At 51.1% G+C, this 13476-nt stretch carries 14 protein-coding genes; 5 read left to right on the top strand and 9 right to left on the bottom strand.

The genetic code is table 11. From position 1 onward, the window contains the following. Window positions 1-66: 66 nt before the first annotated feature. A complete protein-coding gene (gene znuA, locus F5I99_RS00150; RefSeq protein ID WP_151053103.1) occupies window positions 67-1062 on the bottom strand; it encodes a zinc ABC transporter substrate-binding protein ZnuA in 996 nt (331 codons plus the stop codon). A gap of 70 nt (window positions 1063-1132) precedes the next feature. Between znuA and F5I99_RS00145 the strand changes: the two genes are divergently transcribed. From F5I99_RS00145 to F5I99_RS00130, 4 genes are read left to right on the top strand one after another with little or no spacing between them, the layout of a single operon-like run. Then, complete coding sequence (locus tag F5I99_RS00145) at window positions 1133-1633, top strand: Fur family transcriptional regulator (RefSeq protein ID WP_151053102.1); 501 nt, start codon at window positions 1133-1135, stop codon at window positions 1631-1633. Continuing rightward, window positions 1626-2417: a zinc ABC transporter ATP-binding protein ZnuC gene (znuC, locus tag F5I99_RS00140; RefSeq protein ID WP_151053101.1), complete on the top strand. Its 792-nt coding sequence runs from the start codon at window positions 1626-1628 to the stop codon at window positions 2415-2417. The genes F5I99_RS00145 and znuC overlap by 8 nt, the downstream gene beginning before the upstream one ends. After that, window positions 2410-3204 carry a zinc ABC transporter permease subunit ZnuB gene (znuB, locus tag F5I99_RS00135; protein WP_151053100.1) on the top strand — a complete coding sequence of 265 codons (795 nt, stop codon included), beginning with the start codon at window positions 2410-2412 and terminating at the stop codon, window positions 3202-3204. The genes znuC and znuB overlap by 8 nt, the downstream gene beginning before the upstream one ends. Next, window positions 3204-4541, top strand: a complete 1338-nt coding sequence (locus tag F5I99_RS00130; RefSeq protein WP_151053099.1) for an MATE family efflux transporter — start codon at window positions 3204-3206, stop codon at window positions 4539-4541. The genes znuB and F5I99_RS00130 overlap by 1 nt, the downstream gene beginning before the upstream one ends. A gap of 6 nt (window positions 4542-4547) precedes the next feature. On the opposite strand, the gene F5I99_RS00125 is transcribed toward F5I99_RS00130, so the two are convergent. Together F5I99_RS00125 and prlC are read right to left on the bottom strand one after the other, a co-directional pair. Next, on the bottom strand, window positions 4548-4829 hold the full coding sequence (locus F5I99_RS00125) for a YheV family putative zinc ribbon protein (RefSeq protein WP_151053098.1): 282 nt from the start codon (window positions 4827-4829) through the stop codon (window positions 4548-4550). A 7-nt stretch (window positions 4830-4836) separates the two neighbouring features. Continuing rightward, entirely contained in the window at window positions 4837-6879 is a 2043-nt protein-coding gene (gene prlC / locus F5I99_RS00120) for an oligopeptidase A (protein WP_151053097.1), read from the bottom strand. Window positions 6880-6999: 120 nt separating this feature from the next. On the opposite strand from prlC, the gene F5I99_RS00115 reads away from it, so the two are divergent. After that, window positions 7000-7542, top strand: a complete 543-nt coding sequence (locus F5I99_RS00115) for a gamma carbonic anhydrase family protein (RefSeq protein WP_151053096.1) — start codon at window positions 7000-7002, stop codon at window positions 7540-7542. A gap of 4 nt (window positions 7543-7546) precedes the next feature. On the opposite strand, the gene F5I99_RS00110 is transcribed toward F5I99_RS00115, so the two are convergent. The 6 genes from F5I99_RS00110 to F5I99_RS00085 all read right to left on the bottom strand — a co-directional run bounded on the left by F5I99_RS00110 (window position 7547) and on the right by F5I99_RS00085 (window position 13473). Continuing rightward, complete coding sequence (locus F5I99_RS00110) at window positions 7547-8278, bottom strand: LrgB family protein (protein WP_151053095.1); 732 nt, start codon at window positions 8276-8278, stop codon at window positions 7547-7549. Next, window positions 8271-8639 carry a CidA/LrgA family protein gene (locus F5I99_RS00105; protein WP_151053094.1) on the bottom strand — a complete coding sequence of 123 codons (369 nt, stop codon included), beginning with the start codon at window positions 8637-8639 and terminating at the stop codon, window positions 8271-8273. Before F5I99_RS00105 ends, F5I99_RS00110 begins: the two co-directional genes overlap by 8 nt. A gap of 18 nt (window positions 8640-8657) precedes the next feature. Further along, the gene (locus F5I99_RS00100; RefSeq protein WP_151053093.1) at window positions 8658-11030 is read right to left on the bottom strand and encodes a Lon protease family protein; all 2373 of its coding nucleotides are present in this window, start codon (window positions 11028-11030) and stop codon (window positions 8658-8660) included. A gap of 96 nt (window positions 11031-11126) precedes the next feature. Further along, window positions 11127-11972, bottom strand: coding sequence for a shikimate dehydrogenase (gene aroE, locus F5I99_RS00095; protein WP_325063002.1), 846 nt, complete (start codon window positions 11970-11972; stop codon window positions 11127-11129). Further along, window positions 11962-12882 (bottom strand): oxygen-dependent coproporphyrinogen oxidase, encoded by a 921-nt coding sequence (gene hemF / locus F5I99_RS00090; protein ID WP_151053092.1) that lies wholly within the window; start codon window positions 12880-12882, stop codon window positions 11962-11964. Before hemF ends, aroE begins: the two co-directional genes overlap by 11 nt. A 33-nt stretch (window positions 12883-12915) precedes the next feature. Continuing rightward, complete coding sequence (locus tag F5I99_RS00085; protein WP_151053091.1) at window positions 12916-13473, bottom strand: L-threonylcarbamoyladenylate synthase; 558 nt, start codon at window positions 13471-13473, stop codon at window positions 12916-12918. Window positions 13474-13476 lie beyond the last annotated feature (3 nt).

Genomic DNA, 13476 nt, shown 5'->3' with positions numbered 1-13476 from the left:
AAAAGTGGGGCGCATTATATCCAGCCCACAGAGGCTTGTGAAGCCCCCTGGGTGAATAAAACTCAATCAATTGCTCAGACAGCCCGCCATCTCAGTAGCCAAGCCACGTAAATAATCAACATAGGCTGTTTTAGAAGGTGCAATATCACGCGCCATTGGATCCAGCACTCCCTGACCAACAGAAATACCCCGGGTGATTGACTCCACGATAGCACTGGTAAACTGAGGTTCACTGAAAACACAACTAGCATTGTTATCTTGCAACTGCTGACGTATTTCAGCCAAGTGACGGGCTCCCGGCTGCCGGGCAGGATCCACCGTAAAGTAGCCCAACTGATTCAAACCATAGTGGCCAACAAAATGTCCGTAGGCATCATGAAAAACGAAAAAGCCTTTATCCTGAACCGGTTCTAACAGAGTTTTTAGCTCAACATCCAGTTGTTCAAGAGATAATTTGAATTCATTCAAATTAGCATGCAAGGCGGCTTCGTGCTCTGGCATGACACTGACTAGCGCATCTGTCATTTGCACGGCAATTTCGGCGGCATTATGAGGATCTAACCAGATATGTGTATCGTGGTTGTGCCCGTCATGTTCATCACCATGCTCATCGTGATCGTCGTGATCGTCGTGATCGTCGTGATCGTCGTGATCGTCGTGGTCGTCGTGGTCGTCGTGGTCGTCGTGGTCGTCGTGGTCGTCGTGGTCGTCGTGGTCGTCGTGGTCGTCGTGGTCACTATTATGATCAGTGTATAACGCTACAACTTTGGCACTTGTGCGCTCCAGAGGTCTGACCATGAACTGTTCCATCTCTGGTCCCACCCAGAAAACGAGTTCAGCATCCGTTAACACCTGCATATCAGATGGCCGCAACGAGAAGGTATGTGGCGAAGCATTGTCTGGCAGTAACTGAACAGGCTCAAGCACCCCGTCAGTGACGGCCTTGGCTATCAGGTGCAGGGGTTTAAGGGTACTGACAACTTGCTGAGCGCTCACTTGTGTGGAAAAAAAGAGTGCCGCAGCAAGCGGCAAACTACGGACTAACGTATTTAATTTTGGCATGATAGATTCTGATCCTGTTTATTAACTGTTTAGGTTATAATATAACAAATAACCTCGGAACGCATCTGTCATGCCTGATAAGAATACAACCTTTGTCTGTGCTAATGACCATCAGCACTGTATTGATGAAGCCATGTCATCCGCTAAAGCACTTTGCCGTGAGCAACAACTGCGCCTGACGCCAGTCAGAGAACTGGTGCTGCGGTTAATCTGGCAAAACCATAAACCCCTGGGCGCTTATGATCTGCTACCCGCACTGGCTGACGCTGGTTTTAACTCAGCGCCCCCCACTGTTTACCGGGCATTGGAATTTTTGCAAGAACAGGGCCTGGTGCATCGACTGGCTTCACTCAATGCTTATATGGGTTGTTCTCATCCTGGAAAACAACATTCCGGATGCTTCTTCATCTGCGAGCGCTGCCATCAGGCTTGTGAAGTGGATGCAGCACCACTCCAGGCAGCGCTCAAGCAACAATCACAAAGCCTGGGCTTTTCCATTACCCGTGAAACTATTGAAGTATTGGGTATCTGTCCAGAATGCCAACAAGGAAACCCACAATCGCATGTCTAGTCATGATCGCGATCTTGTACGCTTAGAAGACATCTCTGTACGCTTTGCCCGAGAGGATGTGCTCAGCCATGTATCTCTGACACTGCACGATGACTGCATTACCACCCTCATTGGCCCTAACGGGGCAGGCAAGACGACACTGGTACGTGTCGTGCTTGGATTAATCTCACCCAGCCAGGGCAGCCTATGGCGCTCACCGGGGCTGAGAGTCGGGTATATGCCACAAAAGCTGCACATCGACCGAACCATGCCTCTCACAGTGAAGCGTTTTCTAAATATCGGCCTCAAACCTGATTCAACCACTCTGGAGACGACCCTGGACCAAGTCGGCGCACGACACCTGTTACAACACTCCTTTCATGATCTGTCCGGTGGGGAAACCCAACGGGTCATGCTGGCCAGGGCACTACTGCGTAATCCGCGTCTACTGGTCCTGGATGAGCCGGTGCAGGGTGTCGATGTCAATGGTCAAACAGAACTCTACCAGTTAATCAGTGCCATCCGGGAACAACGCAAGTGTGGCATCCTGATGATCTCACACGACCTGCACCTGGTTATGTCTGCAACGGACCATGTGGTTTGCCTTAACCGCCATATCTGCTGCTCAGGTCATCCGGAGCGGGTGAGCAACGACCCGACCTTTATCGAGCTCTTTGGGCGAAGCCAGGCACAGGCTTTTGCCCTGTACAACCATCATCATGACCATCGCCATGACCGACTGGATGCAGAACCCGAACTACTTAAATCCGACACGCGTCAACCACCGGAGTCAACCGATGCCTGAGTTTATTCTGATTGCCCTGGCTGGTGGCCTGGGGGTTGCAGCCATCACCGGCCCTTTGGGCGCCTTTGTGGTATGGCGGCGCATGGCTTACTTTGGCGACACCCTGGCACATTCGGCACTGATGGGTGTTGCCATGGGCTTTCTATTCAGCATTAATCTCAATCTGGCCGTCATGGTGTGCTGTGTATTGCTGGCCGTTATACTGGTGGCGATGCAAAAACAGCACATGGTTGCCACAGACACGCTACTGGGCATCATGGCACACAGCACTCTATCCATTGGGTTGGTTGCGGTGTCTTTACTGGACCATATCCGTATTGACCTAATGCAGTATTTATTTGGTGATCTGTTGGCAATTGCACCCACTGATCTGTTGTGGGTTTATGGCGGGGGGCTGCTGGTATTGCTCACACTCTGGCGCCTGTGGCATCCACTCCTGGCGATTACCATCAACGAAGAGATGGCACGTGTAGAAGGGGTGAATGTCACAGCCACGCGTCTGGCACTAATGTTGATGATTGCCCTGGTTATCGCGGTGGCCATGAAACTGGTTGGTATTTTGCTGATCACCTCGTTACTGATCATCCCGGCAGCGGCAGCGCGTCGTTTATCCAGCACTCCCGAACAGATGGCCTTCATCGCCTCACTGCTGGGTATGGTCGCAGTAACCGGCGGCATCTGGGCTTCCTGGGTGTTTGACACCCCCGCAGGTCCCTCGGTCGTTGTGACAGCCCTGGTGATCTTTCTGTTTCTCTACACCCTGCCATTAAGACAAGCCAGCCACTGATGAACTTCCGTTATTGGCCCGATAACACCACACACCGTCGCGTCTGGCAGCTCGCCTGGCCGATGATGTTATCCAATATCAGCGTACCCTTGTTGGGACTGGTGGATACGGCGGTGATGGGACATTTGCCAGAGCCCCGCTATCTGGCCGCCATCGCTATAGGCGGAATGCTGTTTTCAGTAGTATACTGGAGTTTTGGCTTTTTACGCATGGGCACCACAGGACTGGTAGCCCAGGCCTTTGGCCGTGAAGATGGCGATGCCATCCGTAACTACCTTGCCCAGTCCTTGCTCATCGCCTTTGTATTAGGGATTGCGATATTTCTGTTGCGTAGTCCAATGACTGAACTGGCGCTGACTATATCCGGCGCAACAGAAGCCGTCGTGACCGAAGCTCGCCGTTATGCGCATATCCGCGCTTGGGGTGCACCGGCGGTGTTATGCAATTTTGTGCTGCTGGGCTGGTTTGTCGGCAATCAGAACACCCGCATTCCGTTACTGCTGCTGACCCTGACCAATCTGCTGAATATTATCCTTAACCTGGTGTTTGTATTTGCTCTGGGGATGCGCGCTGACGGTGTTGCACTGGGCACGGTGCTGGCAGAGTACGCCAGTCTCGGGCTCGGCTTATGGTTTTGCCGCGGACTGCTGCTTAACACTGGCGGTCAGTTCATTGCCCGTCAATTACTGCGTTGGCGTGATTATGCCGCATTGTTTCACGTGAATCGTTACCTGTTCGTCCGCACCCTGTCTTTACTGTTCTGTTTTGCCTTTTTTACTGCTCAGGGAGCGCGTATGGGTACGGACATTGTTGCCGCTAATGCGGTGCTTCTGAATTTCCTGGTACTTATATCCAATGCATTGGACGGCTTTGCCCATGCGACAGAAGCCCTGGCAGGCCGGGCACTGGGGCGACGTAAAGCGAAAGATTTTTATCAACTCATCACCGCAGCGGCCCTCTGGTCAATGATATCGGCTTTGGGGATGACACTGTTTTTCTGGCTGGCCGGTGATTTTGTCATTTCCTTGCTCACCAGTATCGACAGTGTAAGAGAGCAGGCGAGCCTGTACTTACCCTGGTTGATCGTTATGCCGTTGATTGGCGTCTGGAGCTATCTGCTTGATGGTGTTTTTATCGGTACCACTCAGGTTAAAGCGATGCAGGATACCATGCTGTTTTCGGTGCTAGTGGTCTTTCTACCGCTCTGGTGGCTAAGCCAGCCCCTAGCCAACCATGGTCTATGGATGGCTATGAGTGGTCTGTTCCTGGCCAGAGGCCTCAGCGGGGGGTGGGTCTATGTGCAACTGACCCGTCATAACCGCTGGGGGCTGGCGTAGCGACGCTCAATCACTTTTATCTGGATTGATGAATAACCTGATCGGCTCGGCCTTAACCGGCTCAGCAGCCTTGGCTTTGGCGCTGAGCCGGTCTTCCGGTTTATCCTTGTGTACCCGTGTATTGATCTCTTGTGGCTCTGGGCGTCCATCCAGACGCAAGGAATCACTGAAACCGCAGGCGATACACTCGCGGTACTCTCGTTCCTCATCCCGATGCATACGCACTGCATCCATCTTGCCACACCGGGGGCAAACGGCTCCGGCGATAAAGCGTTTAGTTACAGACATACAAACCTCATGCTTTGGGTGTTATGCCATTGTGTCTCAGTAATGCCTCGACACTGGGTTCACGGCCACGAAATGCAACAAACAGATTCATGGGTTCATCCGAACCACCTTTCTCCAATATATGGGTACGAAAATCCTGTCCCGCCGTCTCACTGAAAATACCCTCTTCTTCAAAGCGGGAAAAGGCGTCAGCTGACAGCACTTCCGCCCATTTGTAGCTGTAATAACCAGCGGCATAGCCACCGGCAAAGATGTGACTGAAGCTATGCTGAAAACGATTTTCAGGTGGGGGCGTCAGCACAGCGACCTGCTCACGCACTTTATCCAATACGGCTTGGATAACCGTTTCACCCGGCTGATACTCATGATGCAAACGGAAGTCGAACAGGGAAAATTCCAACTGACGCACCATCATCATACCGGCTTGAAAATGCTTTGCCGCCAGCATTTTGTCCAACAGATCATTTGGCAAAGGCTCGCCGGTTTCATAGTGTCCGGACATAAGCGCCAGCCCTTCCGGCTCCCAGCACCAGTTTTCCAAAAACTGGCTTGGCAGTTCGACAGCATCCCAGGCGACACCATTAATACCACTGACCTCGGCATAATCGATCTGCGTGAGCATATGATGTAGCCCATGCCCGAATTCATGAAACAGGGTGGTCACTTCATCATGCGTCAACAGCGCCGGCTTCCCCGCAACAGGTGGATTAAAGTTACATACCAGATAGGCCACTGGCAGTTGAACCTGACCATCAGCACAACGCCGACGATCACGGCAATCCGCCATCCAGGCGCCACCGCGCTTATTACTGCGGGCAAAGGGGTCCAGGTAACAATAGGCGAGCGTGTTGCCATCGCGGGATAAACGCAAGAAACGCACGTCTGGATGCCAGGTATCGGCGTTATCCTGCTCTTCTATATGAATACCAAACAAACGCCCTGCAATCGCAAACAAACCATCCAGTACTTTAGGTAAGGGGAAATAGGGGCGTAACATCTGCTGAGAAAGCTGATAGCGTGACTGCTTGAGCTTTTCGGCATAATAAGCCAGATCCCAGGGATTGAGGCTTTCCACGCCATTTTGTTCGGCGGCAAAGGCAGTCAGCTCTGCCAGATCCTGTTCAGCGACATGACGGCTTTTAGTGGCAAGATCTTCCAGAAAACCAATCACCTGGTCGGGTGTTTCAGCCATTTTTGTGGCCAGTGAATAATTAGCATAGCTGTCATAACCAAGTAATTGAGCCAATTCGTGTCGTAAGGCCAATATCTCCTGCATCACCACCGAGTTATCCCAGCGACCAGCGTTTGGGCCTTGATCAGAGGCACGGGTGGAGTAGACGCGGTAGAACTCTTCACGCAGTGATGCCTTATCAGCATAGGTTATCACTGCATAGTAGGAGGGAAAGTCCAGGCTAATGACCCAGCCTTGCAGATCACGGCTATGTGCGGCACTGGCGGCGGCTTCAATGGCATCGTCCGGCAGGCCTTGCAAATCAGACACATCATCTGTGTGAAAATACCAACCCTGGGTCGCATCTAACACATTTTCAGAAAATTTATTGTTCAGTTCAGATAAACGTTGCTGAATTTCGGCATAACGCTGCTGCTGCGCTGGCGGCAAGGCTATGCCGGATAAACGGAAATCCCGCAGAGCATTATCGATCACTTTTTTCTGTGCTGGGTTCAGGTCAGTATATTGTTCACTGGCGGCAAAGCGCTCATACGCCTGGAACAAACCTTTATGCTGACCCATTTCAGTCCAGTAGGCCGACAATTTAGGCAAGCAACGGTTGTAGACTTCACGCAGCTCATCAGAGTTCATCACACCGTTCAGGTGAGAAGCCGTGGACCAGGCATAGGAGAGTCGATCAGAGCCTTCTTCCAACCTACCCATCAGTGACTGCCAATCATGCGCCTGCTGTTCGGCTGTCAGAGCTGCTACCTCTGCACGGTTTTGCGCCAGAACTGCATCGATAGCCGGTTCAATATGCGCCACCTCAATACTGCTGAATGGGGGAAGCTGAGTGGGCTTGAGTAAAGGGTTGTGCATATTGGGGCCTCTTCAAGGTTATTCTCGGCAGACACTAAGCGCCTGACTGAAACGTTGTCGCTGATCTGTTATACAATGGGGAAGTGTACGTCACTTTTCAACTGATCCGGAGTTTTATCCATGCATATACGTGAGTATCAGGGCAAACGGCCACAATTAGGCAAGGCGGTTTTTGTCGATCCGAGCGCCGTAGTACTGGGCGACGTGGAAATCGGAGATGATTCTTCAGTCTGGCCACTGACGGTGATACGTGGTGATATGAATCATATACGCATTGGGCGCTGTAGCAGTATTCAGGATGGTTCGGTATTACATATCACTCATGCAGGTCCCTTTAATCCAGATGGTTTCCCACTGATCATTGGCGATGAAGTGACGGTAGGCCATCAGGTGACACTGCATGGTTGTCGTATTGGTAATCGGGTACTTATCGGCATGGGTAGCCTGATAATGGATGGCGCCATGGTTGAAGACGAGGTGGTAATTGGTGCGGGTAGCTTGGTACCCCCAGGAAAAACCCTGCAAAGCGGTTACCTCTACGTGGGCCGACCCGCAAAACAAGTCCGCCCACTAACTGACAAGGAACGCCACTTTTTCAGCTACAGTGCAGATAACTACCGAAAGTTAAAAGACACGCATATGCAAGAGTCCTGGAGCGAGTAAGTGCTTACAACCCAATCAGCACCCAAACCAATGGCAGGAACAGAGCGGTGAATAACCCGGTCAGCCCCATACCGAGTGACGCAAAGGCGCCAGCGGTGGGGCTGATCTCGAATGCTCGCACTGTGCCGATTGCATGGCCGTTGATACCCAGAGCAAACCCTATCACTCGATGATCTTCAATCTTTAACCAATTGCTGAGCAGATTCACCCATAGGGTAGCCATCACGCCGGTGATCAGCAAGGCGCCCATCAGTATAGGAATGGAGCCACCCAGTTGCTCAGTAATGCCCATGGCAATCGGTGCAGTTACCGACTTAGGCGCTAAAGAAGCCAGCACCTCTGGAGAAGCTCCCGCCAGCCAACCTAGTAGCAACGCATAGAGGGCTGCCAGGATAGCGGCCGGTGGCAGGGTAAAGAGTATCGGCTTCCATAACTCACGGATATGGTGGATTTGTTGAAACAACGGCACGCCAAGAGCAACCGTAGCGGGTCCCAACAACAGCACCAGCCAGCCAGCACCAGTTTGATAAGTGCGATAGTCGATCCGCAGCACTACCAGCATCGCCACCACAAACAATGCCGCCAGCAATATACCGGGACACCAGGTTGGCCGCCCCATTTTCTGAAACAGCCAGTTTCCGGAAAAAAAGGCCGTCAAGGTTATGGCAATGGCGGCAATAGGTGTCGCAGTCAGATGATCCCGCAACATGACCAAACCCGACATCAGCTCAGGCATTATCACCCTCCGGCTTTGTCGAACCGGGCATCAATCGCGCCATTAACCACAGCGTTGTGAGGACGCTCAGCATCGTGCCTACAACCAGCGCCAGGAGCCCTGCAAGCCAGTACTGAGCATAATCACCAACAACAAAAAACACCCCCACTACACCTGGCATAATCAGCATGGCCAAAAGTGCGATCAGTGGTTGGCTGACTGCGGCCAGATCATTCTGCATACGTCCACGCATCAGTAGCCATAGCATGACCAACAACATGCCGATAACACCAGGTGACACCGGCAGTTGCAGACTGGTAACGATCACATCACCTAACAACAGAAACAATAACAGGATCAAAAACCCTTTAATCACAGTCATTTATCATACCACCAGAATTTAAGGTTTGGCCTTGGCGATTTCTCGCAGACGTTTAACCACTAAGGCGTTAATGCTGCGCTGAGTGAAATGACCGTCGGCTTTCAGGTAGCCGGCCTTGCGCCCCATCAGCAGCCCCAGACACTGATCAACATGACTGACAGCATGTATAGCAAAGTCGCCCGCTTTGACAGCTTCAACCACATCCTTTTTCAGCATTAGGTTGCGCACATTTGCACGCGGAATAATGACGCCCTGACTCCCCGTCAACCCTCGCATTTTACAGAGCTGGAAGAAACCTTCGATTTTTTCATTAACTCCACCAATGGCCTGTACTTCTCCATACTGGTTAATCGAGCCTGTAGTGGCAAAGTGCTGAAAGATCGGAATTCTTGTCAGCGCTGAAATCAAAGTGCATATTTCAGCCAATGACGCACTGTCACCATCGATGTAGCCGTAAGACTGCTCCATGGCAATACTGGCGGACAGGGTCATGGGGAAATCATGCGCATATTGGTGACCCAGATAGCCAGACAAGATCAACACGCCTTTAGAGTGGATCGGCTGGCCCAGAGTCACTTCACGTTCTATATCCACTATACCCTTGTTACCAGGGTTCACTGTTGCGGTAATACGGGCAGGGGTACCAAAAGACACATCACCGACTTGCAGTACACTCAGGCCATTAGCACAACCAACGGTGCTACCATCGGTATCAATCAATACGGTACGGTTAAGAATACTTTCGAGAATTTTTTCTGACAAACGGCCTGTACGGCGCTCTTTACCCTGCAAGGCCATTTCCACATGTGCCGTACTGATCAACTCATCACCTCGCTGGCGACGGCGAAAATCTGCCTCACACAGCAGGTCAACCAATTCGCCAATATGGGCTGATAGCATCTCCTGATCTTCAGCCATACGTGAGCTGTGTTCTGTCAGGCGTGCCACGGCTTCTCGCTTCAGCGGAGCTAAGCCTTCCTCCATAGCCAGGGTTTTCATCAGCCGGGCGTAGTTACGCACACTTGCAGGTGAACGTTTTACGTCTTCATCAAAATCCACCACCACACGGAACATTTTTTCAAAATCATGATCCAGCTCTTGTAACAGGTAATAAATGTCACGACCACCGATCAACACCACTTTAACTTTCAAGGGGATAGGCTGGGGATTCAGTGTAATTGTGCTTACGCCAGTATATTCACTGACCGGATTTTCAATACGTATCTCGTGAGATTTAAGGGCACGCTTCAGTGCACTGTAGACAAATGGCTGCTCCAGCAGCTTTTCGGCCTCCAGCAGCAGATACCCACCATTAGCCCTATGCAGAGCTCCCGGACGGATCAGTGTATAGTTGGTGACCAAGGCCCCCATTTCACTGTTATATTCGACTCGACCAAACAGATTTTCATAGCTGGGGTGGGCTTCATAAACCACCGGTGCACCCTTGGTCTTATGATTGTCCACCAGCAGGTTTATGCCGTAATTCTCTTCCAAAAACTGCTGGCGCATCTGGTCAGTTTTAACTTCTATGCCACGTTCATCACTGACAATTTCCGCTACATTCTTGATTAGGTCTTTTTCGAAATAACCCAGATATTTAATGATACTGGCATGATGTACATAGCGGTCACGCAGCTGAGCAAACAACGGCAGAATCGATTTGCGCGCCGTGTCGCTGTCTAATTGACGTAACTCTGCTGCTGCTTCACGGCGCCACTTGGGTAGTTCCGTCAGCCCTTCATTGAGTTGATCTTCGAGATCAGAGATATTTTTCTGAATAACTTCGCGTTCTTCTTCAGGCAACTGCGAAAAAGCAGCTTCATCCATGGCCTGACCCTCAGCCAAGGGGGTAAAGCCGATCGTGCCGGCATCACGATAGACAGCGATATTCATATCACGCGCCTTACGTTCCACCTGATCCACAGCCTGATCATACCGACGAGTAAAATCTCGCTCGATGCGGCTTTTAATACGTTGATAACCCGGGCTTTCAAATGCTGCAGGTAGTTCTGTTTGCAAGGTTTCGAATAACGTCTCAATATCTTTTTTCAGTTGCATTGCTTTGCCAGCCGGAAGCTGCAATACAACCGGATAGCGCGAGTCTGAAAGATTGTTCAGATAACACCAATCAGACGGCTTATGCTCCTTTTTGGCATAGGTTTTCAGATTTTCCATGGCAAAAGAAAAGCGACCAGTATGCGGGTTACCCATAACAAACAGGTTGTAACCATGGCGCTGCATGCTGATACCGAAGTCCATCGCCTCAATTGCACGTTCCTGACCAAAAAAGCCGTTAAAAGGCTCAATAGAGTCTGTTGTCAGAAAAGGCAGGTCTTTTGGGTCACAGATTTTATACAGCTGATCAGTGCTCAGTAAGGTGGAATCTGTCATAAAGCGTATCCAAAGACGGGAGAGTGATAATCGGGTTATAACGTTTATTAGACCCGAGTTGCAACATTTGTCGTAACCTGTATTTAGTCCGGTGATTTATTGCTGAGCCAGACTCTGGCGCAACATAGCAATAACCGGTGCTGTATCGGGGCGTCGCTCACGCCAACGGAAAAAAGCTTCTGCTGCCTGCTCAACCAACATGCCCAGACCATCTACAGCACGTGCTGCACCTTGCCTGGATGCCCAATGACAAAAAGGGGTCTGCGTAGCACTGTACATCATGTCATAACAGAGAGAGTGAGCACCTACTATCGCTTCAGGCAAAGGAGGCAGATCTCCCTGTAAACTTGCAGAGGTTCCATTAATAATCACATCATAGGCTTTAGCGGGTATTTCACTATAACCACAGGCGTGAAGCGTCACGGCCGCGCCAGCCGTTTCTGCAAAGTGTTGCACCAGCTGCTGCGCTTTTTCCGGGGTGCGATTGGCAATAATAAGCTCGGAACAACCCGCTTCCAATAAGGGCTGAATAACGCCACGAACCGCACCACCAGCACCCAATAACAAAACAGAAGCTCCCTTCAGTGAGCAGCCGAGATTCTGAGTCAGATCATTAATCAGCCCCAAACCATCGGTATTGTCACCACAGATGCGCCCCTGCTCATCACGCCAAAGCGTATTTACCGCACCCGCCAGGGCAGCACGTGGCGTTTTAACCTCAGCCAGTTGCCAGGCGAGCTCTTTAAACGGCACAGTAATGTTGAGCCCTTTACCCTGACCCTGTAAAAAAGCATCGACTTGTTGAGCAAAGGATTCAGGATCAATCTGAGTGGCTACATAGTGCATCGATTGCTGTTGCTGACGCGCAAAGCAGGCATGAATAAAGGGTGACTGGCTATGCGCTACTGGGTTACCAAATACAGCATATTGATCAATCATCATGGCCTCCTAGCCAATCGCGTGGACGTAAAAACTCTTCATAGAGGCGCGCCTCATCAGAGCCAGGATCAGGTGACCAATCGTAGCTCCAGCGAACTTCCGGGGGTAGGGACATCAGAATTGACTCAGTGCGCCCACCCGATTGCAGCCCGAACAGCGTACCGCGGTCATAGACCAGGTTAAACTCAACATAACGCCCACGACGGTGCAATTGAAAATCGCGTTGCTCTTCTGTCCAAGGCAGATCACGACGTCGCTCCACAATCGGTCGGTAAGCTTCAATATAGGCATCGCCAATGGAACGCATCAACGCAAAGCTGCTTTCAAAGTCCGGTGTATTCAAATCATCAAAGAACAGGCCACCAATACCCCGCGGCTCGTCACGGTGTTTCAGATAAAAATACTCATCGCACCAGCGCTTGTAACATGGGTAGACAGTTTCACCAAAGGGATCACAAGCCGCTTTGGCCACCCGATGCCAGTGTATACAATCTTCCTCAAAACCATAATAGGGGGTTAAATCAAAACCGCCGCCAAACCACCAGACTGGCGGCTCTCCGGGCTTTTCGGCAATAAAGAAGCGTACATTGGCATGCGAGGTTGGAATATGCGGGTTGTGCGGGTGTATCACCAACGACACACCCATCGCCTGGAAGTTACGCCCAGCTAATTCGGGTCGGTGCGCCGTTGCGGAAGCGGGGAGTCCTGTGCCAAATACATGCGAAAAATTCACCCCACCTTTTTCGATCAGGTTACCCTTAGCCAGCACCCGACTACGACCACCCCCGCCAGCCTCACGTTGCCAGCTATCTTCAACAAACGCCTTGCCATCTAAGGCCGACAAGGCTTCACAGATACGATCCTGCAACGCAAGAAGATAGGTTTTAACCTGCTCAGTATCTGGTTGTTTCATTAAGGCTCCTGGATATTGTGAAGTGAGTAATCACTACAACCTTATTACAGATGAATCGGCTATAGAGCGTATTGTACTAGGACTTTTCTGCCCCCCAAGCTTTCCATCGATTATTTTATCTAGCCCACAGCCGAAGTAAGCCATCACTTTCAGTCTTGATCTTGCTGGATATGCATTAGATGGGTTGGCTGAGGTCGAAACAATCGGTCCACCCCAAGCCTCACATAAGGATTTAACTAAAGGATGCGCACTGACACGTATGGCTACCTGGCTGTGCTGACCCTTTATCCAATCTGGGACCAAGCCAGTAGGATCAGGGAGCAACCAAGTATTAGGGCCAGGCCAGGTCTGATCCAGCCAGCCTAACTGTTCAGCGGTAAGCCCGCCCAACAAAGGCGCAATCTGTGCCTGAGAGGCCGCCACCAGAATCAACCCCTTATGTACAGGGCGCCGCTTGAGTTTTAGTAACCGCATCACCGCAGATCGATCATAGGGATCGCAACCCAACCCCCAAACAGCTTCAGTAGGGTAAGCGATCACCCCTCCGGATTGCATAACACGCACTGTCTGTTGTAACTGCCAGGCATTCATAGT

The organism is Nitrincola iocasae, assembly GCF_008727795.1.
GTDB lineage: Bacteria > Pseudomonadota > Gammaproteobacteria > Pseudomonadales > Balneatricaceae > Nitrincola > Nitrincola iocasae.
Note: the sequence above shows the minus strand (reverse complement) of the source record. Positions and strands in the feature narration are given on the sequence as shown.

Coding starts and splice junctions, on each gene's coding strand:
- znuA (WP_151053103.1), bottom strand. CDS start 1,062: ATGCCAAAATTAAATACGTTAGTCCGTAGTTTGCCGCTTGCTGCGGCA.
- F5I99_RS00145 (WP_151053102.1), top strand. CDS start 1,133: ATGCCTGATAAGAATACAACCTTTGTCTGTGCTAATGACCATCAGCAC.
- znuC (WP_151053101.1), top strand. CDS start 1,626: ATGTCTAGTCATGATCGCGATCTTGTACGCTTAGAAGACATCTCTGTA.
- znuB (WP_151053100.1), top strand. CDS start 2,410: ATGCCTGAGTTTATTCTGATTGCCCTGGCTGGTGGCCTGGGGGTTGCA.
- F5I99_RS00130 (WP_151053099.1), top strand. CDS start 3,204: ATGAACTTCCGTTATTGGCCCGATAACACCACACACCGTCGCGTCTGG.
- F5I99_RS00125 (WP_151053098.1), bottom strand. CDS start 4,829: ATGTCTGTAACTAAACGCTTTATCGCCGGAGCCGTTTGCCCCCGGTGT.
- prlC (WP_151053097.1), bottom strand. CDS start 6,879: ATGCACAACCCTTTACTCAAGCCCACTCAGCTTCCCCCATTCAGCAGT.
- F5I99_RS00115 (WP_151053096.1), top strand. CDS start 7,000: ATGCATATACGTGAGTATCAGGGCAAACGGCCACAATTAGGCAAGGCG.
- F5I99_RS00110 (WP_151053095.1), bottom strand. CDS start 8,278: ATGCCTGAGCTGATGTCGGGTTTGGTCATGTTGCGGGATCATCTGACT.
- F5I99_RS00105 (WP_151053094.1), bottom strand. CDS start 8,639: ATGACTGTGATTAAAGGGTTTTTGATCCTGTTATTGTTTCTGTTGTTA.
- F5I99_RS00100 (WP_151053093.1), bottom strand. CDS start 11,030: ATGACAGATTCCACCTTACTGAGCACTGATCAGCTGTATAAAATCTGT.
- aroE (WP_325063002.1), bottom strand. CDS start 11,972: ATGATGATTGATCAATATGCTGTATTTGGTAACCCAGTAGCGCATAGC.
- hemF (WP_151053092.1), bottom strand. CDS start 12,882: ATGAAACAACCAGATACTGAGCAGGTTAAAACCTATCTTCTTGCGTTG.
- F5I99_RS00085 (WP_151053091.1), bottom strand. CDS start 13,473: ATGAATGCCTGGCAGTTACAACAGACAGTGCGTGTTATGCAATCCGGA.